Origin of the sequence: Paenibacillus sp. cl141a (genome assembly GCF_900109305.1) — a bacterium.
Taxonomy (GTDB): domain Bacteria; phylum Bacillota; class Bacilli; order Paenibacillales; family Paenibacillaceae; genus Paenibacillus_AQ; species Paenibacillus_AQ lautus_A.
This window is the reverse complement of record NZ_FNZO01000005.1, coordinates 1-19,799: the sequence shown is the minus strand read 5'-3', so window position 1 is coordinate 19,799 and position 19,799 is coordinate 1. Positions and strand designations below refer to the sequence as shown.

At 50.3% G+C, this 19,799-nt stretch carries 20 protein-coding genes and 1 rRNA gene; all 21 read left to right on the top strand.

The annotated features are described in order from the left end of the window. Nucleotides 1–113 precede the first annotated feature (113 nt). On the top strand, nucleotides 114–1,022 hold the full coding sequence (locus BMX45_RS15465) for a M23 family metallopeptidase (protein ID WP_090910436.1): 909 nt from the start codon (nucleotides 114–116) through the stop codon (nucleotides 1,020–1,022). Continuing rightward, a complete protein-coding gene (locus BMX45_RS15460; RefSeq protein ID WP_090910435.1) occupies nucleotides 1,015–1,878 on the top strand; it encodes a M50 family metallopeptidase in 864 nt (287 codons plus the stop codon). Before BMX45_RS15465 ends, BMX45_RS15460 begins: the two co-directional genes overlap by 8 nt. Nucleotides 1,879–1,996: 118 nt before the next feature. Further along, a complete protein-coding gene (locus BMX45_RS15455; RefSeq protein ID WP_090910434.1) occupies nucleotides 1,997–3,232 on the top strand; it encodes an Rne/Rng family ribonuclease in 1,236 nt (411 codons plus the stop codon). A 161-nt stretch (nucleotides 3,233–3,393) separates the two neighbouring features. Beyond that, a complete protein-coding gene (gene rplU / locus BMX45_RS15450) occupies nucleotides 3,394–3,705 on the top strand; it encodes a 50S ribosomal protein L21 (RefSeq protein ID WP_006208810.1) in 312 nt (103 codons plus the stop codon). Between the two features lie 13 nt (nucleotides 3,706–3,718). Next, complete coding sequence (locus BMX45_RS15445; protein WP_090910433.1) at nucleotides 3,719–4,051, top strand: ribosomal-processing cysteine protease Prp; 333 nt, start codon at nucleotides 3,719–3,721, stop codon at nucleotides 4,049–4,051. 17 nt (nucleotides 4,052–4,068) lie between these two features. Further along, a complete protein-coding gene (gene rpmA / locus BMX45_RS15440; protein ID WP_015734021.1) occupies nucleotides 4,069–4,380 on the top strand; it encodes a 50S ribosomal protein L27 in 312 nt (103 codons plus the stop codon). A 197-nt stretch (nucleotides 4,381–4,577) separates the two neighbouring features. Then, nucleotides 4,578–5,291 (top strand): Spo0B domain-containing protein, encoded by a 714-nt coding sequence (locus BMX45_RS31810; protein ID WP_254778091.1) that lies wholly within the window; start codon nucleotides 4,578–4,580, stop codon nucleotides 5,289–5,291. A 13-nt stretch (nucleotides 5,292–5,304) separates the two neighbouring features. Next, nucleotides 5,305–6,615 (top strand): GTPase ObgE, encoded by a 1,311-nt coding sequence (gene obgE, locus BMX45_RS15430; protein ID WP_090910432.1) that lies wholly within the window; start codon nucleotides 5,305–5,307, stop codon nucleotides 6,613–6,615. Nucleotides 6,616–6,901: 286 nt separating this feature from the next. Beyond that, nucleotides 6,902–8,209, top strand: a complete 1,308-nt coding sequence (locus tag BMX45_RS15425) for an SPFH domain-containing protein (protein ID WP_090910431.1) — start codon at nucleotides 6,902–6,904, stop codon at nucleotides 8,207–8,209. Between the two features lie 20 nt (nucleotides 8,210–8,229). After that, on the top strand, nucleotides 8,230–8,988 hold the full coding sequence (locus BMX45_RS15420; protein ID WP_090910430.1) for a tropomyosin: 759 nt from the start codon (nucleotides 8,230–8,232) through the stop codon (nucleotides 8,986–8,988). Nucleotides 8,989–9,012: 24 nt separating this feature from the next. Beyond that, nucleotides 9,013–9,753: a hypothetical protein gene (locus BMX45_RS15415; RefSeq protein WP_090910429.1), complete on the top strand. Its 741-nt coding sequence runs from the start codon at nucleotides 9,013–9,015 to the stop codon at nucleotides 9,751–9,753. 66 nt (nucleotides 9,754–9,819) lie between these two features. Next, the gene (locus tag BMX45_RS15410) at nucleotides 9,820–10,557 is read left to right on the top strand and encodes a hypothetical protein (protein WP_090910428.1); all 738 of its coding nucleotides are present in this window, start codon (nucleotides 9,820–9,822) and stop codon (nucleotides 10,555–10,557) included. Between the two features lie 25 nt (nucleotides 10,558–10,582). Further along, nucleotides 10,583–11,317 carry a hypothetical protein gene (locus BMX45_RS15405; RefSeq protein ID WP_090910427.1) on the top strand — a complete coding sequence of 245 codons (735 nt, stop codon included), beginning with the start codon at nucleotides 10,583–10,585 and terminating at the stop codon, nucleotides 11,315–11,317. Between the two features lie 235 nt (nucleotides 11,318–11,552). Next, nucleotides 11,553–11,990, top strand: coding sequence for an ACT domain-containing protein (locus tag BMX45_RS15400; RefSeq protein ID WP_009594028.1), 438 nt, complete (start codon nucleotides 11,553–11,555; stop codon nucleotides 11,988–11,990). Between the two features lie 58 nt (nucleotides 11,991–12,048). Continuing rightward, a complete protein-coding gene (locus BMX45_RS15395) occupies nucleotides 12,049–13,335 on the top strand; it encodes a homoserine dehydrogenase (RefSeq protein WP_090910426.1) in 1,287 nt (428 codons plus the stop codon). Nucleotides 13,336–13,396: 61 nt separating this feature from the next. Further along, on the top strand, nucleotides 13,397–14,470 hold the full coding sequence (gene thrC, locus BMX45_RS15390; RefSeq protein WP_009594024.1) for a threonine synthase: 1,074 nt from the start codon (nucleotides 13,397–13,399) through the stop codon (nucleotides 14,468–14,470). Then, the gene (thrB, locus tag BMX45_RS15385) at nucleotides 14,467–15,435 is read left to right on the top strand and encodes a homoserine kinase (RefSeq protein WP_090910425.1); all 969 of its coding nucleotides are present in this window, start codon (nucleotides 14,467–14,469) and stop codon (nucleotides 15,433–15,435) included. The genes thrC and thrB overlap by 4 nt, the downstream gene beginning before the upstream one ends. Beyond that, nucleotides 15,432–16,319 (top strand): prephenate dehydratase, encoded by an 888-nt coding sequence (gene pheA, locus BMX45_RS15380; RefSeq protein WP_009594007.1) that lies wholly within the window; start codon nucleotides 15,432–15,434, stop codon nucleotides 16,317–16,319. Before thrB ends, pheA begins: the two co-directional genes overlap by 4 nt. Then, nucleotides 16,320–17,204 carry a branched-chain-amino-acid transaminase gene (gene ilvE / locus BMX45_RS15375; RefSeq protein WP_015734030.1) on the top strand — a complete coding sequence of 295 codons (885 nt, stop codon included), beginning with the start codon at nucleotides 16,320–16,322 and terminating at the stop codon, nucleotides 17,202–17,204. It begins immediately after the preceding gene. A gap of 163 nt (nucleotides 17,205–17,367) precedes the next feature. Then, nucleotides 17,368–19,122, top strand: a complete 1,755-nt coding sequence (locus BMX45_RS15370) for a LysM peptidoglycan-binding domain-containing protein (protein ID WP_090910424.1) — start codon at nucleotides 17,368–17,370, stop codon at nucleotides 19,120–19,122. 455 nt (nucleotides 19,123–19,577) lie between these two features. Next, nucleotides 19,578–19,799 (top strand): 16S ribosomal RNA (locus BMX45_RS15365); the annotation flags it as partial.

Below are 19,799 nucleotides of genomic sequence, written 5' to 3'. Positions count from 1 at the left end.
CGGTCTAAGCGGCTTTCGTAGAACCGTCCGCCTCTTCATCAAGGCTTGTTCTAAATCTCTCTCATCTCCTCATAGGATAGAGTAAGAAAACAAGCCCCAAGGGGGAGAGAACAATGGACATCAAAACTTCCGTCAAGAACCGTAGAGAAGCCCGCATTCGCGAACTGCTGGAAGGGGAGCAGTCCACGGCGCAGGACGATAAGCCGTCTTGGACGGCGCTTCCCGATAGAACACCCGCTAATCCCCATAATCAAAAGACAGGCTTCATCAAGGACAACATCGCGAACCCGTCCCCACGTTACGCAGAGCATGAACCGGATCCCGAACGGCTTTGGAAGCAAGGGCATCGCGGTTGGTATGATACGCTGGATCCCGGTGCTCCGGGAGAACCGCCAAGAAAAGCTTCGTTCCTGTCGGGCCTGATTCGCCGCGTCGCCGTCAGTGCGCTGGTGTTTGGATTGGCATGGGGCGTATTTTCGTTTCAGCAGCCGTGGGCCCTTCGCGCACAGGCATTTATCATTGAAGGGCTGAGCCATGAGATGGATTTCCAGGCGGCCCAGGTATGGTACGAGGAGCATTTTGGCAGCGCGCCGTCCTTTATTCCGATTTTTGGACAAACCGACGAGCATTCGACGAAGGTGAATGCCGGGACCTCTTTGGTTCCTCCGCTTTCGGGAAGGGTGGTTCAATCCTTTGCCGTGGATCTGAAAGGCATCGTTCTGGAAGCCGGAGGGGGTTCTTTAGCGGACCGGGCGGTTAAAAGTATAGAGACCGGGCGCGTTCTTGAGGTTAAAGAACATCCTGATAACGGGATTACGGTACGCATACAGCATACGGGAGAGCGAACGGCGGCATACAGCAGGCTGGCGGAAACCGGGCTTAAGGTGAATGACTGGGTTCAAGGCGGAGATATTATCGGGACTTTGGCATCTTCAGGCACAGGCAGCCCGCCCTCCCTTTATTTCGAACTCAAAGAGGGGGATCGTGACGTCGATCCGGCGGAAGTGATTCCGTTTGATTAAGTTTAAGGGAACAGTCTTATCGCTGCATCCGCTCTTTGTCATTGTCATGCTGGCATCTGTATTCACCGGTCGCTTCCTGGAGTTGCTGACCCTGTTTATTATCGTGTTTATTCATGAATTGGGACATGCCGCCGCCGCGGCAGCGATGGGGTTCAAGGTACGAGCCATTCAGATGCTGCCGTTCGGCGGCGTTGCTGTCATTGAAGACGACGGCAGGATGACCGCAATGAAGGAAATCATCATTGCGCTTGCGGGTCCGCTGCAAAATGTCATCATGATTGGCATGACCCTGGCCTGCCAATGGGCGGGGTGGGGTGACGAGCAGCTGCTGTCTTATATCATTCAGGGGAATCTCGTCATCGCGTTGTTTAACCTTCTTCCGATTCTGCCGCTGGACGGCGGCAAAGTGCTGCAGGCCGTCATCAGCCTGCTCGCCCCTTATCATGCCACCTTGCTGTGGGCTTCCCGGGCAGGCATTTTGTGCAGTTTAATTATGATCGGTTACGGATTGCAGCCGTTATTCTCCGGAGGCGGCATTCGTTTAAATGTGCTGATGATCGGCCTTTTCCTGGCGTATTCCAATTTCGAAGACTATCGGAACGTCCATTATCGTTTTTTAAGATTTTTGGTCAATCGGAGCGAGGTTTATGAACGGAATTTGGACGGGCTCGGTCCTGCCCAGCCAATCGTTGCAGATTCTTCGAAACCTTTGGATGATATCATGCGTCTATTTAAACGAGAGAAGTATCATTTGATTTATGTCATGAGCGGACGCGGCAGCCTGCTTGCCGTTGTTCCGGAGCAGCATGTGATCTCTTCTTATTTTGCATCAACTGGTCCGCCCTGGTATGCGTAAATCGTAGACATCATGAGGAAGACGGGGGGCGGGCCAAGATTTTTTATCCATTCATGTCATCAGAGATTGTGTTAGGATAAAACAATAGAATATCGTCTTCCATTTGAGAGGTGAAGCCATGAGGCAAATGATAGTTCATTGTGAACATGAGACCATTCAGATGGCCCTCATCGAAGATGGGAGGTTAGCCGAATTCGCCGTTGAGCGGAGTCGTGAGCAAAGTATTGTCGGAAGCTTTTATAAAGGCAGGGTCGTGAACGTGCTGCCGGGGATGCAGGCGGCTTTTGTAGATATCGGGCTGAAAAAGAACGCGTTCTTATATATCGATGATGTGCTCCATCCGCATTTAGAGAAGCAGCCCAAGCAGAAGCCTTCGATCTCGCAGCTGCTGACGGCGGGGCAGGAATTGATCGTGCAGGTCATGAAGGAACCCAGAGGCGGCAAGGGAGCGAGGGTGACGACGCATTTTTCGCTTCCGGGCAGATGCATGGTGTATATGCCGACTGCGGACTATGTTGCCGTCTCCAAGAAAATCGGACGCGATGCGGAAAGGGCCCGGCTGAAGAGCATCGGCGAGCAGCTCCGCACAGATGAAGAGGGAATCATCATCCGGACGGTGTCGGAGGACGAGCCCATGGAATTCATTAAGGGTGATCTGGAGTATCTGCGAAAAGAGTGGGCCCGGATTATCGACAAGGCGGAATCTGCGTCCGTTCCGGCACTGCTGCATCGCGATTTAGGCCTGCTGCAGCGGTTTCTCCGCGATGCCTTTGATCCGCTGCATGACGAGCTTGTGATCGACAGCAAGCTGAAAGGCGAGGAAACCAAGAGTTATTTGAAGGAAACCGTTCCGGGAATGGAACCCAAGGTTACATATTACTCGGAAGGCAGCCCGATTTTTCAAGCTTACGGGTTGGACGAGCAGATGAGAGCCAGCTTCGCAAGGAAAATCACGCTTCCCGAGGGTGTGACCGTCGTAATAGACCAGACCGAAGCCATGACGATCATCGATGTGAACACAGCCAAATATATCGGCGGGGATAATTTCGAGGAAACGGTACTGAAGACGAATCTCCTGGCTGCGCAGCAGATCGCAAGGATTCTTCGCCTCTGGGATATCGGGGGCATTATTATCGTGGATTTCATCGATATGGATCATGAAGAGCACCGGCAGCAGGTGGTTTCTGTCATGGAGACCGTTATGCGCAAAGACCGCACGAAGAGTTTTGTGGTCGGATGGACCAAGCTGGGACTGCTGGAAATGACCCGCAAAAAAGCCAGGGAAAGCTCGTCCCTCCCCTTTGCCAAGCCTTGCGGAACCTGCGGAGGCCGGGGCGTGGTTATCGAAGAATGATGTTGACGGTGAACGGGGAATATGATAATATCATTGGGTATGTGTCTAGTGATGGATTGCTGCACATGCTGTAACCGCTCCGGTTGGGTTCATAAGAACGTTCCTTTTGGGACGGACACCTTTATACTAGGCGAGTCTGAGACATAGGGAGGTGCAAGCAAATGTACGCTATTATCGAAACAGGCGGTAAACAATACAAAGTTCAAGAGGGCGACGTATTGTTCATCGAGAAGCTGACAGCAGGTGACGGCGAGAGCGTGACTTTCGACCGTGTACTGGCCGTATCCAAAGAGGACGGGTTGGTAGCAGGTACGCCGGTTGTTTCCGGTGCGACTGTAACTGCAAAGGTAGAGAAGCACGGTAAAGGCCGTAAGGTCGTTGTATACAAATACAAGCCGAAGAAGAACTACCACAAGAAGCAAGGTCATCGTCAACCTTACACTAAAGTAACCATCGAGAAAATCCAAGCGTAAGTAGGTGCGGTAATTGATTACTGTACAAGTGCTGCGTGGGGGAGATGGACGGATCCATAGCTTCAAGGTAACGGGGCACGCGGGATATGCCGATCCAGGGGAAGATATTGTATGTGCTGGAGTTTCCAGCATTACCGTGGGAATGGTGAATTCCATTGAAGCGTTAACCGGAACCGTTATGGAGACCCGGATGAAGGGCGGCTTTCTTAGCGCAAATCTTCCGCCTAAGGCAGATGATTCCGTCTCCGGCCAAGTTCAACTTCTTCTCGAATCCATGGTTGTTATGTTACAGGGAATTGCCGATTCGTACGGCAAGTATATAAGAATACAAGAATTGACTACTTGAAGAAGGAGGTAGACAACATGTTGAAATTGGATCTTCAGTTATTCGCATCGAAAAAAGGTGTAGGTTCCACAAAGAACGGTCGCGATAGCGAATCGAAGCGTCTTGGTGTGAAGCGTGCAGACGGTCAAGCAGTGACTGGCGGCAGCATCTTGGTTCGTCAACGCGGAACGAAAATTCATCCAGGCACGAACGTGGGTATCGGTAAAGACGATACTTTGTTTGCGAAAGTTGACGGCGTTGTGAAATTTGAACGTTGGGGTCGTGATCGCAAGAAAGTGAGCGTCTACCCGGTTGATGTCGCTCCAGTAGCGGCTGCAGTTGAAGCTTAATCGTTTCTTATGCTGCATACAGAAGAAGCCTTTCGGCATCGTTGCCGGGGCTTCTTTTTTTGTAAATTGCGCAAAGAATGATCATCCAGGGGATGAACCGTCCTGAACGTCTATGATATACTGGGATTTGGTGAATGTAACCAATTGCTGTTGAAAGACGAGGAGAAGCGATGAAATCCTGGAAATGGATAGCAGCTGTGGCGGGGTTAACCTCCGTAATACCGGTGGCATGGATGGTATGGAAACCATCCTTGGCTGCAGGAGCAGTGTTGACGGCTTGGGCTGTCGCCGCGTCTGCCTGCGGAGCATGGCTTGTCCGTAAATCGGACGAGCGCAGGCAGCAAGCCATCATTCGGAATATGGAGCAGACGGCGATTCAGATGTTGAATCACCATCGTCATGATTGGATGAATGAGCTTCAAATTTTGTACGGCTACATTCAACTGGGGAAGCTTGATAAAACCGTGGGTTCTGTGGAAAGAATAAAGGACAGGATGGCGACGGAGAGCAGGATCTCCAAGCTCGGCATTCCTTCACTGGTTTTTTATTTACATTCATACCGAACGTACAGCAGCAATCTGCAGCTCTGCGTTGAAGTGGTGGACCAGGTACAGCTGGAAGACAAAGTATCGCCACAAACGGCAGAGTCTTTTACCGAAGCGATCATTCAAACGGTGAGAGCCTTTCAATTGAGCGGAACGGCGTCATGGGGAGACACCCGGCAGTTAACATTAACATTTATGCAGCAGGAGCAAGAGCTGATCGTATGGGCTCTAGGAGAAGGTTCCTTTGGAGACCCGGAGGGCTTGAAGCTTCAGATTGAACAATCCGTAAAAGGCGAAGGCATTCGGGTGGAACAGACGGAGCCGGGGGAGACCTCGTACCGCTTGTATCTGCCGTTTGTGACTTGAGGAAGGTGATTTCATGTTTGTAGATAAGGCAAAAGTATATGTAAAAGGCGGCGACGGCGGCGATGGACTCATTGCGTTTCGCCGTGAGAAATACGTTCCTGAAGGCGGACCTGCCGGCGGCGACGGCGGTAAGGGCGGCGACGTGATTTTCCGGGTGGATGAAGGACTGCGCACGTTGATGGATTTCCGTTACCAGAAGCATTTCAAGGCTAAGCGAGGGGAAAAGGGCCGCAATAAAAGCCAGCATGGGGCAAATGCAGAGAGCATGATTGTCCGTATTCCGCCGGGTACCATCTTAACGGATGACGATACCGGTGAGGTGATTGGCGATTTGACCCGTCACGGTCAACAGGTTGTTGTTGCCAGAGGCGGCCGCGGGGGCCGCGGAAACATCCGTTTTGCCACGCCGAACAATCCGGCGCCCGAGCTTGCCGAGAATGGTGAAGAAGGCGAAGAGCGCTACGTCACCATGGAACTTAAAGTGATGGCCGACGTAGGTCTCGTCGGATTCCCGAGCGTAGGCAAATCCACCCTGTTGTCGGTTGTATCTGCGGCTCAGCCGAAGATCGGCGCATACCATTTCACGACCATCACGCCGAATTTAGGCATGGTTGAGGTCGGGGACGGGCGCAATTTCGTCATGGCTGACCTGCCTGGCCTGATAGAGGGTGCCCATGAAGGCGTGGGACTTGGCCACGAATTTCTCCGGCACGTGGAACGAACCCGCGTCATTATCCACGTCGTGGATATGGCAGGCACGGAAGGACGGGATCCGTTCGAGGATTGGCAGAAAATCAACGATGAGATTAGGCTTTATAACCCGGTTCTGATCGAACGGCCGCAAATCGTAGCCGCCAATAAAATGGATATGCCGGAAGCAGAGGAGTACTTAGCGGACTTCAAAGAGAAGGTGAAGGAGATTCGTCCTGACATCGAGGTGATGCCGATCTCCTCGCTGACCCGTCAGGGGATCCAGGAACTTCTTTATCGCACGATCGATGTGCTGGAGAGCATTCCGGATGAGCCGGCGATTGAAGAAGTATCCGAGGTTTCCGAGCGCAAGGTGTATAAATTCAAAGCGCAGAACGACAATTCCTTCACCGTAACCAGAGATAATGAAATGTATGTGGTGCACAGTGAGCGAATTGAGCGAATGCTGAAACGGATGCAGATGAATTCGCATGATGCGATCCTGAAGCTTGCCAGAACGATGCGTCATATGGGCATTGATGAAGAGCTTCGGAAACGGGGCGCGACGGAAGGCACCATCGTACGAATCGGCGATTTCGAATTCGAATTTGTTGAAGGCAGCAGTTACTATTGATGTGCAGCTGAATATATGTATAACAAAAATACCGCAAGGTCTGTGTACAGCAGGCTTGGCGGTATTTTTTTTGCGTGAACGAAGGTGCTTCCCATAAATCGTTATTACGAAATGAAGCGTGCGCAGCCGTATAGTCCAGTGGCTGTGAGGCTGGCTCGAAATGCCGGATCATTCTTTCCAAATTTTGCATCCACTTATCGGATAAATCGTATACAATAGTAGTACAATAGTACCTTTTCCATAGATCTCAGGATGGAAGGAACGGCGCAAAAAGGAGAGTAGAACTATGGCTATTATTGAAGTCGTAAAATACGAAGGCCCGCCGGATGTGTTTGCCTGGCGTTATCCGAACCAGGAGTTAGGCACCTGGACCCAGCTCATTGTTCATGAGACGCAGGAGGCGATCCTGTACAAAGGCGGTCAGGCACTGGACTCTTTCCCGGCTGGGCGGCATACGCTGAGTACGGCAAACATCCCGATTTTATCCAATGTCATCAATCTTCCATTCGGAGGGAAGTCTCCCTTTACGGCAGAAGTCTGGTTTGTGAACAAACTTCGTTCGCTGGACGTGAAATGGGGAACCAGCTCGCCGATCCAGCTGCAGGATCCGAAATACAACATCATCGTATCGCTCCGAGCCTTTGGCCAATTCGGCGTTCAAATCAGCGATCCGCGAAAGTTTCTGGGAACCATGGTCGGGACCCTGCCAACCTTTGATCAGGGAACGCTGGTCAAATATTACCGCGGCGTGCTGATGTCCAACATTACGGAAATCATATCCTCCTATATCGTTCGGAAAAAAATCAGCGTTGTGGAAATTAATGCTTACATAGCGGAAATCTCCAAGCACATCATGGAAGCGATTGCGCCTTCATTTGAAGAGATGGGGATTACCCTGCTGAATTTTTATGTGGATTCCATCAACATACCGGAGCATGACCCTGCAGCTGTCCGAATCAAGGAAGCGTTGGCAAAAAAAGCGGAGATGGATATCATCGGTTATACCTACCATCAGGAAAGAACCTTTAATACGCTTGAGGGAGCGGCGAAGAATCCCGGAAGCCCGGCAGCGGTCATGGGAACGGGGCTGGGCATGGGACTCGGAATGGTCGGTCCGATGTATGAGACCGCCCGGCATATGTTTGACCATGCCAAACCTCAAGAGAAGAACGATATGCAAATCAAGCAGAAGGCGTGCACCAAGTGCGGAATGCTGAACGGGGAAGAAGCGCGGTTCTGTTCGGGCTGCGGCCAGTCGTTTCAGACTCAGGCCGAGGAAGCGCCGGCGAAAGCCATCCTGTGCAACGATTGTGGGCAGCCCCTGGCTCCGAATGCAAAGTTCTGCCTTCATTGCGGCGACCCTTACCATGCATGCCCGAAGTGCGGACATGATCACCCGGCAGGCGCAGCCGAATGTCCGGATTGCGGTGCACCGCTGCCGATGCCTTGCAGGGCATGTGGAGAATTGGTGGATGCCGAAGCCAAGTTTTGCCCGCACTGCGGGTCGAGTCACGCGCTTACATGTCCAGGCTGCGATCATGAGATCAAACCGGGCCAGAAGTTTTGCATGGAGTGCGGTCATAAATTGATGTGAAGCGAAAGCGGGGGAACCACGTGAATACAAGAACCAAGGATCGAAACGGGGCATGGCTGGCAGCCATTGCGCTTCCGTTTGTCACGATCCTCTTATTTGGATGGATCGGCGGGATGTTTCAGCCGAATTCTTGGATATCGGGGATTGCCGTCGGATGCGCCGAAGCGGCCGTTCTCCTATTTATCGGCTCTGTCATCGGCAGGGGGAAGGCAGCTTCGTCAGGCACCCCATTTTATATTGCTTCCGGCATCATTATTGGTATCTATACGGTGTTCGTTGTGCTGGAGGTTATTTTGCTGGGATATTTATTTAAGCTGCCTGTATCCTCGTATTTCATGATTCATCTGATTACGCTTTCTGGATTTTTCATAGTTCTTGGGCTCGTATTCCTGGCGGCAAAATATGCAGGCGCACAGGAGCGGAAGGAAAGCGATCATCTCGCGGTCAAGAGAGAGACTGTAGCCTGGATCGGGGAGATTCGCAGCAAGCTAAGCGAACTGCAGGGAGAGAACATGCCGTCGTTGGAACGGCAGATCGCCGAGCTTGAAGAGACGCTGCGTTATAGTGATCCCATATCACATCCCTCCTTATATGAAGAGGAGCAGTTGATTCAGCAAAAAATTGCGATGCTGGAGGACCAAGTAACGTTGATCGGCGAGGCGCAAGCTGAACAGCGCAAGGAACTGGCAGAGCAAACCGTTCCTATCATCCGCGATATTCTCCGAACGGTGCAGGATCGCAATACGGTGCTTCTGAAGGCAAAGGCGGGATCAACCTAATGCATATGATAGAGGGGATAGCATATGGGAGCTTCTAATCTGAAGCGTTTTAAACTAAAGTTCACGAAAATGGATTATTCGATAATCGCGCTGGCCGTGCTTTTTTTTCCGCTGGCCATCGTGCTGGCAGCCGTTCGGGTGCTAGTCACCCATCGCCACAACCGTTGTAAGGGGAGGAACAACCGCCTTTTCGGCTGGGTGCTCGCCATTACCTATGGAATCATTGAATTGCTCATGATTCTTGCGACGATTGATGACAAAGATATCGAAAGCCTCTATTCGGCTACCGTCGTTTGGGGTGTAATCATTCTGGTTCCAGCCATGATCATGCTGGTGATCGCCAATAAGGAAGACAAGAAATTCGGCAGTTTGCTGCAATTCTATTCGAATGCCATCCTGCATCGTGGGCTCGTCCAGGTTGAACATATTGCCCGTGAGGCGAGACAATCGCCTGCACACGTGATCCGGGATATTACGTTCATGTTTGAAGAGCGTATGCTGCCTAACGGAAAGCTCGACAACGGAGTTGTTCTCATTCCGTCCTTGCACAGAAAGTCCGAACCATTCCGTGGTGAATTCGTTTCGCGCAGCGTGCAGTATTCAATCGGCGATACAACTGCAGGCCCGGCTCCCATATCCCGAACCGAACCTGCGTCCGATCCGGCGCCTAAATCCGTGGAGTGCCCCGGCTGCGGAGCAAGAACGGTCGTAACGCATGTGGAGGGGAAGGAATGCGAGTATTGCGGTACCGTGATTGTGGCATGAGGAAAATAGGGTGAGTATTGCGGCACGATGAATGTTGTTTAGTAACCCGCGAAGGAGGTTCATTCATTGGCAACGCAAAAAAAGGATCAGAAACATTTTAAATATGAGCCGCAGCCTGAGGCACTGGATAACTTTCTGGTAGGTGGCAGCTTGTTTTTGCCGTATATACTGATTCCCTTGGCTATCTGGAGGGCAGTCTCCACTCGGCATCTTAATTATCGGAAAGGATTTACCTTTAAATTAATTTCATCTCAATTAATCGTAAGTTTTGTCTCCTACCTGCTCTATGGTTTTTTCTTCAATTCTATATTTGCTTATATTGTTGGAGTATTTGTTATATCCTTTGTTTTATTGATAATCGCAACTGGATTTTACACGAATCGAAATGAGCATTTTTTCAAATTGGTGGATCGGTATAGGCAAGTGATATTTACACATCAGATTCATCTTATAAGAGAAATTGCAAAGCTAGTAAGCCAAGGAGAGTTGAGCGTAGAGAAGGATTTAGAGTATCTGATGGGTAATAAGCATTTTCCCCGAGGAGCCATCGTTAACGGAAAGTTGATGTTTGAAAGGAATGTGAATATAACTGAGAATCTCTTGTTTGAACACTCCACTCAGGTTGCGGGTCCCCCAAGACTTCAGGAGAGTGATCTTGGAAAAGTACCGGCAACCATCAAAACACAATCAACATCTCCACAACCGAAAAGCGTGGAGTGCTCTGGCTGTGGTTCTAAGTTCATGCTCAGCCATATGGAATCGAAGGAATGTGAGTACTGTGGAAGCTTACTGATGAATAGATGATATCGCTGAAGGAGAATTGAAAAGAATGAACAAAAAAGTAAGGGAAGATCAACAGTTTGAGCCACAGCCAACCGGTTTGGATGCTTTAATTCTACTAGGAAGTTTCGTGTTATTTCCCGTTATTTTACTAGCGGTACTATGGAAAATTATTAGAACGACATCTATGAACTATAGGAAGGGCTACAACTACTATCAATTAACCAATTGCCTGATTGGGGGTTACTTATTTATTGTAATGTATTACTTTTTAGTTCCGTATAGGGAGTACGAGCCTTCTCTACGGGCAGATAAGGCTATTGAATTGGCTTTATTAGTTGGTGTTATAGCTTTATTGATCGTGGCGGTCTTATACGTATTAAGGTTAAAGGCAAATAAGAGGTTTTTTAAACTTGCAAAAGAGTATGAAACGTTGGTTTCAAGCGGCCATCAAAGCATTGAAGACATTGCATCAGAAGTTCATCAGCCGCCATCCTTGGTACTGAAAGATTTGCAGTACCTTCTCAATCATAAATCTTTTTCGAACGGAATCATAAAAGATGGCAGAGTACAGCTAAACGTCTATACACAGCCTTTGAATAATTTTCCCATGGAAGATGCCCATAGTCTGGTGAATGCCTATACCAAGGAACCACAAATATCAGCCGCGTCACTAGGTCCGAAAAGTCATGAGTGTGCTGGCTGTGGAAAAAGCACTATTTTAAACCCAAATGAATCTGTATCATGCGAGTACTGCGGCTTGACCATGAGATACACCAGTTAGCTTGAAGTTATCGGCAGCCTCCGGAATACCGGGGGCTGTTTTTTAACGCATCATTTGCAAATTTGACGTGAATACCGATGAGTTCCGTTTCGAATTGCGATATAGTATAGGCTATAGGGTTGACCCGGAAATATCGGGTTCGCTAAAAATGGGTCACTTATGTATTGCCCTTACGTGGTATATCCAGTATAATGTCCACTATACGAATACAGTAGTCTTTGAGGAGAGGACGTTTGTGAAGGAACGCTACTATCTGGTCCGGGAAGACATCCTTCCCGAGGCTGTAGTTAAAACGATGCAAGTGAAAAAACTGCTGGCGTCGGGAGACGTGAGGACGGTTCATGAAGCCGTCGAGCAGGTAGGGCTTAGCCGCAGTGCTTTTTACAAGTACAAGGACGGCATCCACCCTATCAATCAATTGGAACGTGATGAAATCGTAACGATTTCCATCGATATGGAACATCGCTCGGGCATGCTATCCGAGGTGCTGGGGCTGGTAGCGGGTGAAGGCGGGAATGTGCTAACCATTCATCAGAGCATCCCGCTGCAAGGAATAGCCAATGTCGTTATTTCCGTTGAAGTTTCCCGGCTGAATGAGGAGCTGGATGATCTGCTTGACGGATTGAGGCGGATAGCCGGAGTCAGAAGAGTGCAGATGATAGGGCAAGGTTAGGGTAGGAACGACGAATAAATAGATATCTATGTGATGGGATACAGGAGGTAATGTATTAATGAAACCGGTCAAAGTAGGACTTTTGGGCTTAGGAACCGTAGGAACAGGGGTAGTCCGCATCGTTGAGGGGCACCAGGAGGATTTGAGCAGCCAGGTCGGTTCGCCGATTACGATCGAGCGCATCGCCGTCAAACATTTGGAGAAGTACCGCAGCGTCAATGTGGATCAGAGTAAATTAACGGAAGATCCCTGGGCGGTCATTCGCGATCCCGAGATTGATGTCATCGTTGAAGTGATGGGCGGGATCGAGCAGACGAAAACCTACATCCTCGAAGCGCTAGAGCGCGGCAAGCACATCGTAACCGCCAATAAGGATCTGATGGCCCTGCACGGTGCCGAAATATTGGCCAAGGCGCAAGAGAAGCAGTGCGACGTGTTCTACGAGGCAAGCGTTGCCGGCGGCATTCCCATTATCCGTACGCTGATTGAAGGCTTCTCGTCGGATCGTATCATGAAAATCATGGGGATCGTGAACGGTACGACCAACTTTATCTTGACCAAGATGAGCCAGGAAGGCGCCTCCTATGAGGATGTCCTGGCAGAAGCTCAGGAGCTGGGATACGCGGAAGCCGATCCGACATCCGATGTGGAAGGCTTGGACGCGGCCCGCAAAATGGCAATACTCGGTACCCTCGGCTTCCGCACGAACGTTGAGCTCCAGGATGTATCCGTTAAGGGCATTTCGCAGGTAACGAAAGAAGATATCGCTTATGCCAAGCGTCTGGGCTACGAGATGAAGCTTCTCGGTATCGCGGAGCGTCAGGACGATGAATTCAGCATCAGCGTCCAGCCGACGATGGTTCGCAAAGGTCATCCCATCGCCGCCGTGAACGGCGTATTTAACGCGGTGTATGTATACGGGGAGGCCGTCGGCGAAACGATGTTCTACGGAGCGGGTGCGGGCGAGATGCCAACCGCGACATCCGTTGTGGCAGACCTGGTGGCGGTCATCAAGAATCTGAAGCTTGGCGTTAACGGTCTGAAAGCCATCGTTCCTTACAAACCGAAGAAGCTCAAAACCGATGAGCAGATCATGTACAAAAATTTCATCCTGCTTCATGTCGACGATAAAGCAGGTGTACTTGCCCAAATTACGCAGGTGTTCGCTCAATATAACGTCAGCTTGGAGTCCGTTGTGCAGCAGCCGAACGAGCACAACCCGGACGCGGAGATTATTATCGTTACGCACAATGCGAGCAAAGCCAGCATGGATGAAGTGCTGAATCACTTTGAAGGCCTGGAAGTCATTCGCCGAATTAAAAGTGTTTACCGCGTTGAAGGATAAGGATTGGAAAACATTAAATCAACATATATAATTTTTTTATAAGAAAAGGAGAACATGAGAGATGCCGTATGAAGGATTGCTTCAAACCTACCGAGAATATTTGCCGGTAAATGAGCGTACCCCGCTGCTAACGCTTAAGGAAGGGAATACCCCGCTCATCAAAGCCGTGAATCTATCCGAAGAGCTCGGAATCGATTTGCATTTCAAATTCGAAGGGCTGAACCCGACAGGTTCATTCAAAGACCGCGGGATGGTCATGGCCGTTGCGAAAGCAATGGAAGAAGGAAGCCGTACCATCATGTGCGCTTCTACGGGCAATACATCGGCAGCCGCTGCTGCTTATGCCGCTCGCGGCGGATTAAACTGCATCGTGATCATTCCGAACAACAATATCGCGCTGGGCAAGCTCGCGCAGGCGATGATTTACGGAGCGAAAGTGATCGCGATTGAAGGGAACTTTGACCGCGCGCTGGAAATCGTACGCGAGATCACGGCCAAGCATCCGATTTCGCTGGTAAACTCCGTGAATCCTTATCGAATCGAAGGCCAGAAGACGGCTGCATTCGAAGTTGTTGACCAGTTGGGCAAAGCTCCGGACGTACTGGCCATTCCGGTCGGTAATGCGGGGAACATCTCCGCTTACTGGAAAGGATTTAAAGAATACCACGCAGCGGGCAAATCCACTTCCCTGCCGAAGATGCTTGGATTCGAGGCGGAAGGCGCCATGGCTATCGTCAAGGGAGAGCCTATTCCGAATCCGGAAACGGTAGCGACGGCCATCCGCATCGGGAACCCGGCCAGTTGGAAAACCGCGGTTGCGGCGGCTGAGGAATCCGGTGGACAAATTAACTACGTCACGGACGAGGAAATCTTGGAAGCATACCGCAAAATCGCATCGCGTGAGGGGATTTTTGCCGAGCCAGGATCGGCTGCCTCCATCGCAGGCGTTTATAAAATGAAGCGAGAGGGATATTTTAAAGGTGGAGAATCCGTTGTCTGTGTGCTGACAGGACATGGGCTGAAAGATCCGAATATCGCGATTTCTACCGTGAACGCCGAACCGCTCGTCGTATCGGATACGGAGTCGGCCGTAATGGATGCCATTGCTAAGCTTGAAGGAGCTGCTCGGGTATGAGTTTGTCCCAAGGAGTCCGGGTGAAGGTTCCGGCCAGCACGGCTAATTTGGGACCCGGATTCGATACGCTCGGCATGGCATTGTCCCTGTATTCCTGGATCGAGATGAAAGCGTCGGAGAAGACCGTGTTCCATCTTCATGGCAATGAGATGGGCGGTCTGCCGACCGATAAGAGCAACCTGATCTATAAGGTGGCCCAAATGGTTTTTGAAGAAGCGGGACAGGCAGTTCCTGATCTCGAGATTTCCATGTATTCCGAAATTCCGCTCACCCGCGGCCTTGGCAGCAGCGCATCGGCGATCGTAGGCGCGCTGGCTGCAGCCAATGCTCTAATCGAGTCACCCCTGCCGGATTCCAAGCTTTTCGATATGGCGACGAATCTTGAGAAGCATCCTGATAATGTGGGGGCTTCTTTATTTGGAGGAATCATTGCGGCCGTATGGGATGGATCCCATGCGGATTATATGCGCATTGAACCTCCGGCGGACCTCGGAACGCTCGTGGTGATTCCCGATTTCGAGCTTGCGACATCCAAAGCAAGGGAAGCGCTGCCCGCCCAGGTCAGTTTAGCGGATGCTGTATATAATATTAGTCGGTCCTCCTTGATGGCCGCTGCTCTTTCGGCAGGCAGGCTGGACTTGATTCGTGCCGCGATGAAAGACCGGATTCATCAACCATATCGTGCCCCGCTTGTACCGGGAATGTCCAGGATTTTGGCCGAAGCGCCTGATCACGGAGCACTCGGCATCGCACTGAGCGGAGCGGGTCCGACAATGATTGCACTAGTGGACCGGAACGAACCGCGTGCAGAAGAATTGAGCACTTTTCTTACGGAGACGATGAAGGCGGAAGGAATCCGGTCTTCGTGCTACCCATTGAATCCAGTTGCGGAAGGCGTCCAGCTCTTGGATGATATCAACAATAGATCCTTTTTGGATATGATTAGAGGGGAAGTTACCGCATGAAAAAAATAGCCTTGTTGCCCTCAGGATCGGTATCTCATGAAGCGATACTTTATCTCCTAAATGGTGAGCCGGTGGAATTTGTCCACCATAAACTGATCTCTGATGTATTTATGTCAACAGTAGAAGGGAAAAGCGATTACAGCGTGATCCCGATCGAGAACACCATCGAAGGCTCCGTGAGCCTTCATATGGATTGGCTGGTCAATGAGGTGGATCTGCCGATGCAGGTGGAGTGGGTCTATCCCTCCATTCAGAACCTGATCGGTAATGCCGCCGAATTCCGTTCAAGTGACGGAACGATGGATTACAGTCAGATCAAAAAAATCTGGTCCCACCAAGTTGCGACCGCCCAGTGTCGTCAGTTCCTTGCGAAGGCTGCACCGCAGGCTGAGTTGGAGCAAGTGGGCAGCACCTCCGAAGGGGTTAAGATCGTAAAGGAGAATCCCGGCCGGGGATGGGCGGCAATCGGCACTTCGCTAGGCGCGGCCACCCACGAATTAAACGTGCTTGCCGAGCGTATTACCGACCATGATAACAATTACACACGGTTCGTGCTGATCGGACGCGAGCCGATATTGGTCAACCGTTCGCCGGAACATATCAAGACCAGCATTCTCGTAACGCTTCCAGAAGACGTGCCGGGAGCGCTGCACCAGGTGCTTTCCGCTTTTGCGTGGCGCCGCCTGAACCTGTCGCGGATCGAATCCCGTCCAACGAAGAAGAAGCTCGGTAATTACTATTTTTATATCGATGTCATGGCCGCAGCGGATTCCGTTCTGCTGGTCGCCGCCATGGGAGAGATTGAAGCGCTGGGATGTCTGGTTCGAGTGCTGGGCTCTTATCCGGGCTATGCCTATGAGAGTGAGAAAATGGAGGTTAAGTAAATGTCGGAGCAATGGATCTATCTAGATGGAGAATATGTTACAAAAGAGAATGCTAAAGTATCCGTTTTTGACCATGGGTTTCTGTACGGAGACGGCATATTCGAAGGCATTCGAATATACAACGGCAACATCTTTAAGTGCAAAGAGCACTTGGACCGGCTGTATGATTCCGCCAAGTCCATCGATTTAGTCATCCCCCTGGCATATGAAGAACTGCTGGAGGCTATGGCCGAAACCATTCGACGCAATGACATGCGGAATGGGTATATCCGTATCGTGGTATCCCGCGGTGCCGGCAACTTGGGGCTGGATCCGCGCCGCTGCCCTAAACCGACCGTGTTGATCATTGTGGAGCAGCTGGCGATTTATTCCGAAGAAGCTTATCTCAATGGCCTGAAGGCCGTTTCCGTTGCCCAGCGGCGCAACATACCGGATGCGCTTAACCCGAAAATCAAATCCTTGAACTATTTGAACAATATCCTCGTGAAGATCCAATCCAACTTTGCGGGAGCGGATGAGGCTATTATGATGAACGCGCAGGGATATGTGACGGAAGGCTCCGGGGACAACATTTTCATCGTCAAAAACGGCGTGGTCACTACGCCTCCGTGCTATCTTGGCGCACTTGAAGGCATTACGCGTCAAGCCATTATCGACTTATGCGAGAAACTCGGCATTAAACTGAAGGAAGAGCCGTTCAGCATGCATGACGTATATATTGCGGACGAAGTCTTTTTTACGGGCACGGCTGCTGAGGTCATTGCGGCCCGCGAAATTGACGGACGGATCATCGGAAAAGGCCAGGCTGGTCCCGTTACGCTGCAATTGCTGGAGGAATTCCGCAAAATTGTGGATCAAGACGGCTATAAAGTATGGGAATCCTAGGGTTTTAGGACAACTAAATAAACGACTTAAACCATCCTTTCATGTCGATGAAAGGATTTTTTTTGCCCAGAGGGATGTCAATCGCCCATTCCGTGCATAGGATGTAGTAACGAAAGCGGGCGAATTACATGACGCCTAGAAGAGTGTAGGAGGTTTTAGCGGCGTGAAGATACACATCGTCAAGGAAGGCGACACCCTATATGAGCTGTCCAAAAAATACGACGTACCTTTAGCGAAAATCATCGATGCCAATCCACAGCTGGTGGATCCGAATAAGCTCGATGTCGGTGCCAAAATCAAAGTTCCGACCGAGCCCGTTCAGGTCCCTGACGGCAGCCAACCCATTATCCATAAGCATACGGTAAAGCAGGGAGATTCCCTCTGGAAACTGTCCAAGGCATGGGGAGTCACTCTGAAGGAAATCATCAATGCCAATCCGCAGCTTAAAAATCCGAATGCCCTGCTGGTGGGAGAAGTCGTCAACATCCCTTCATCAGGCGGTTCTATGGAGTCCGACGTTGATGACGGGGTTTCCATGAGCAGTGGCAGCGGTGCAGCTGCAGGCAAGAAGAAACCCGGCAGCAAGGATTACACCGGAGTTAAGGAAGAAATAACAGCGCCGATCGAGCAGCCTCCGGTCGTTCCTGAGGTTAAGGAGCCTGAGCCGCCGATTCTGCCGAAGCTTCCGGAAATTTCGCCTTTCCCCGAGGAGCCTAAGAAAATGGAACCGGAATACAAACCGGAGATATTACCTGAAATCAAGAAGCCGATCATCATGCCGGAAATCAAGAAACCAGAGATTATGCCAGAGGTGAAAAAAACGGAAGTGATGCCGGAATTTAAAATGCCCGTAATCATGCCAGAGTTCAAACCCGAAATCAAACCCGAATTCAAACCGGAGTTCAAGCCAGAGTTCAAGCCAGAGTTTAAACCAGAGTTTAAACCCGAATTCATATCTCCATATAAACCTATGGAGCCGGAGTATACGTATCCTGTCAAAACCATGCCGTTACCGCATCCTGTTCATCCCATAGCCGAACCATGTCCGCCATTTGCCCAGATGCCGATGCAAATGATGCCGCATCCGTGTCCGGAGTTTCCTTTTAAAGAGGCACCCGCATTTGCAATGCCTCCGTTCGGTCTTCATGAAGGCCCCAGCGGGTGTCATGAGCCTATGAAATGGTCAGGCGCTGATTATGGGAATGCCGTCCATCCGTATCACAACATGCCGCAAGAAGCGATGCCGGTTTCCTACAATGAAGGCTGGGGAAGTACAGTTTCAGGATATCCGGGCGTTTCTGAACAGCCGATGAGCATGGAATATTCCCAGTTCTCGATCACGGAATCTTATACAGGGAATATGGTTTCCGACTACCATCCATATCCTGAGCATCATCATACCGCAATGACCTATGGTTATGTTCCGTCTCCTTGCGGATGCCACGGGGGAGAAGTGGGTTCCCACCATCACATGCCGCATTTCGGGTACCCACAACATGGGCATCGTCCGTACGCGCCTGACATGGGGGCACCGTATCAACCGTGGCAGGGGGGAATGAACTACAGTGCTGGCGCATACGGCTCTCCGTCTGCACCTATGGGAACACATGGAGCCTATCCTTCATTTGTAAATCCATATGAACCGAACTGGAATGATCGACAAAATGACCAGCCGATCGATTCCGAATTCAATGCTGCAGCTCCTTTCGAAGCGAAGCAAAGCAATGTGACGGTTAGCAGTGAACTTGAAAACGGTACGGGGCCATCCATATCCGGAGAGGCCGGCATTGAAGAGAATAACAAGCCGAAAGCCAAAGTCCATCGTCAGCAAGCCAAAACAGGACCGGCAGCCAAGAAATCTCGCAGGCCGCAATCTTCTGCTAAAACCAAGCGCGACAATCCTTGGATTAGGGGTTAAATCCTTATGTTGTGATTATAGTTAACAAGAGGGGACCGATTTTCGGTCTCTTTTTGTTGACTGTATTTTTGTTGACTGTATGATGTATTGTCTATGAATCTCTTCATCGTTAGCAGGCAATATAAAAGAATGATCACTTGGAATAAATTGTGTATTGCCTTCGAATCGATAAATATGATAAATTATAAATCCAGTCGCGAAACGTAAGGTTGCGCTGGAGCAGAGGTCAGCCGAGAGTGATGAAGAACATTAAAAACTTCCTAAAAAACCTCTTGCATTATCGAAACAAACATGATATATTATAAGAGTTGCTGATGCGAACGAGATTCGCCGGCGACGAAGAAGTTGATCTTTGAAAACTGAACAACGAGTGAGTAAAACGAACCACTTCGGTGGGGAGTTGAAATAGAGAATTGAACAAATTCTCGTCAGTTAAGAAATGAGCAAGTCAAACTTTATTGGAGAGTTTGATCCTGGCTCAGGACGAACGCTGGCGGCGTGCCTAATACATGCAAGTCGAGCGGACTTGATGGAGTGCTTGCACTCCTGAAGGTTAGCGGCGGACGGGTGAGTAACACGTAGGCAACCTGCCCTCAAGACTGGGATAACTACCGGAAACGGTAGCTAATACCGGATAATTTATTTTGCAGCATTGTGAGATAATGAAAGGCGGAGCA

What these genes read in the sequence shown, in the direction of transcription:
- obgE (WP_090910432.1), top strand. Translation starts at nt 5,305, where the DNA reads ATGTTTGTAGATAAGGCAAAAGTATATGTAAAAGGCGGCGACGGCGGC.
- thrB (WP_090910425.1), top strand. Translation starts at nt 14,467, where the DNA reads ATGAGTTTGTCCCAAGGAGTCCGGGTGAAGGTTCCGGCCAGCACGGCT.
- pheA (WP_009594007.1), top strand. Translation starts at nt 15,432, where the DNA reads ATGAAAAAAATAGCCTTGTTGCCCTCAGGATCGGTATCTCATGAAGCG.
- BMX45_RS15425 (WP_090910431.1), top strand. Translation starts at nt 6,902, where the DNA reads ATGGCTATTATTGAAGTCGTAAAATACGAAGGCCCGCCGGATGTGTTT.
- thrC (WP_009594024.1), top strand. Translation starts at nt 13,397, where the DNA reads ATGCCGTATGAAGGATTGCTTCAAACCTACCGAGAATATTTGCCGGTA.
- BMX45_RS15455 (WP_090910434.1), top strand. Translation starts at nt 1,997, where the DNA reads ATGAGGCAAATGATAGTTCATTGTGAACATGAGACCATTCAGATGGCC.
- BMX45_RS15465 (WP_090910436.1), top strand. Translation starts at nt 114, where the DNA reads ATGGACATCAAAACTTCCGTCAAGAACCGTAGAGAAGCCCGCATTCGC.
- ilvE (WP_015734030.1), top strand. Translation starts at nt 16,320, where the DNA reads ATGTCGGAGCAATGGATCTATCTAGATGGAGAATATGTTACAAAAGAG.
- BMX45_RS15405 (WP_090910427.1), top strand. Translation starts at nt 10,583, where the DNA reads ATGAACAAAAAAGTAAGGGAAGATCAACAGTTTGAGCCACAGCCAACC.
- BMX45_RS15395 (WP_090910426.1), top strand. Translation starts at nt 12,049, where the DNA reads ATGAAACCGGTCAAAGTAGGACTTTTGGGCTTAGGAACCGTAGGAACA.
- BMX45_RS15415 (WP_090910429.1), top strand. Translation starts at nt 9,013, where the DNA reads ATGGGAGCTTCTAATCTGAAGCGTTTTAAACTAAAGTTCACGAAAATG.
- rpmA (WP_015734021.1), top strand. Translation starts at nt 4,069, where the DNA reads ATGTTGAAATTGGATCTTCAGTTATTCGCATCGAAAAAAGGTGTAGGT.
- rplU (WP_006208810.1), top strand. Translation starts at nt 3,394, where the DNA reads ATGTACGCTATTATCGAAACAGGCGGTAAACAATACAAAGTTCAAGAG.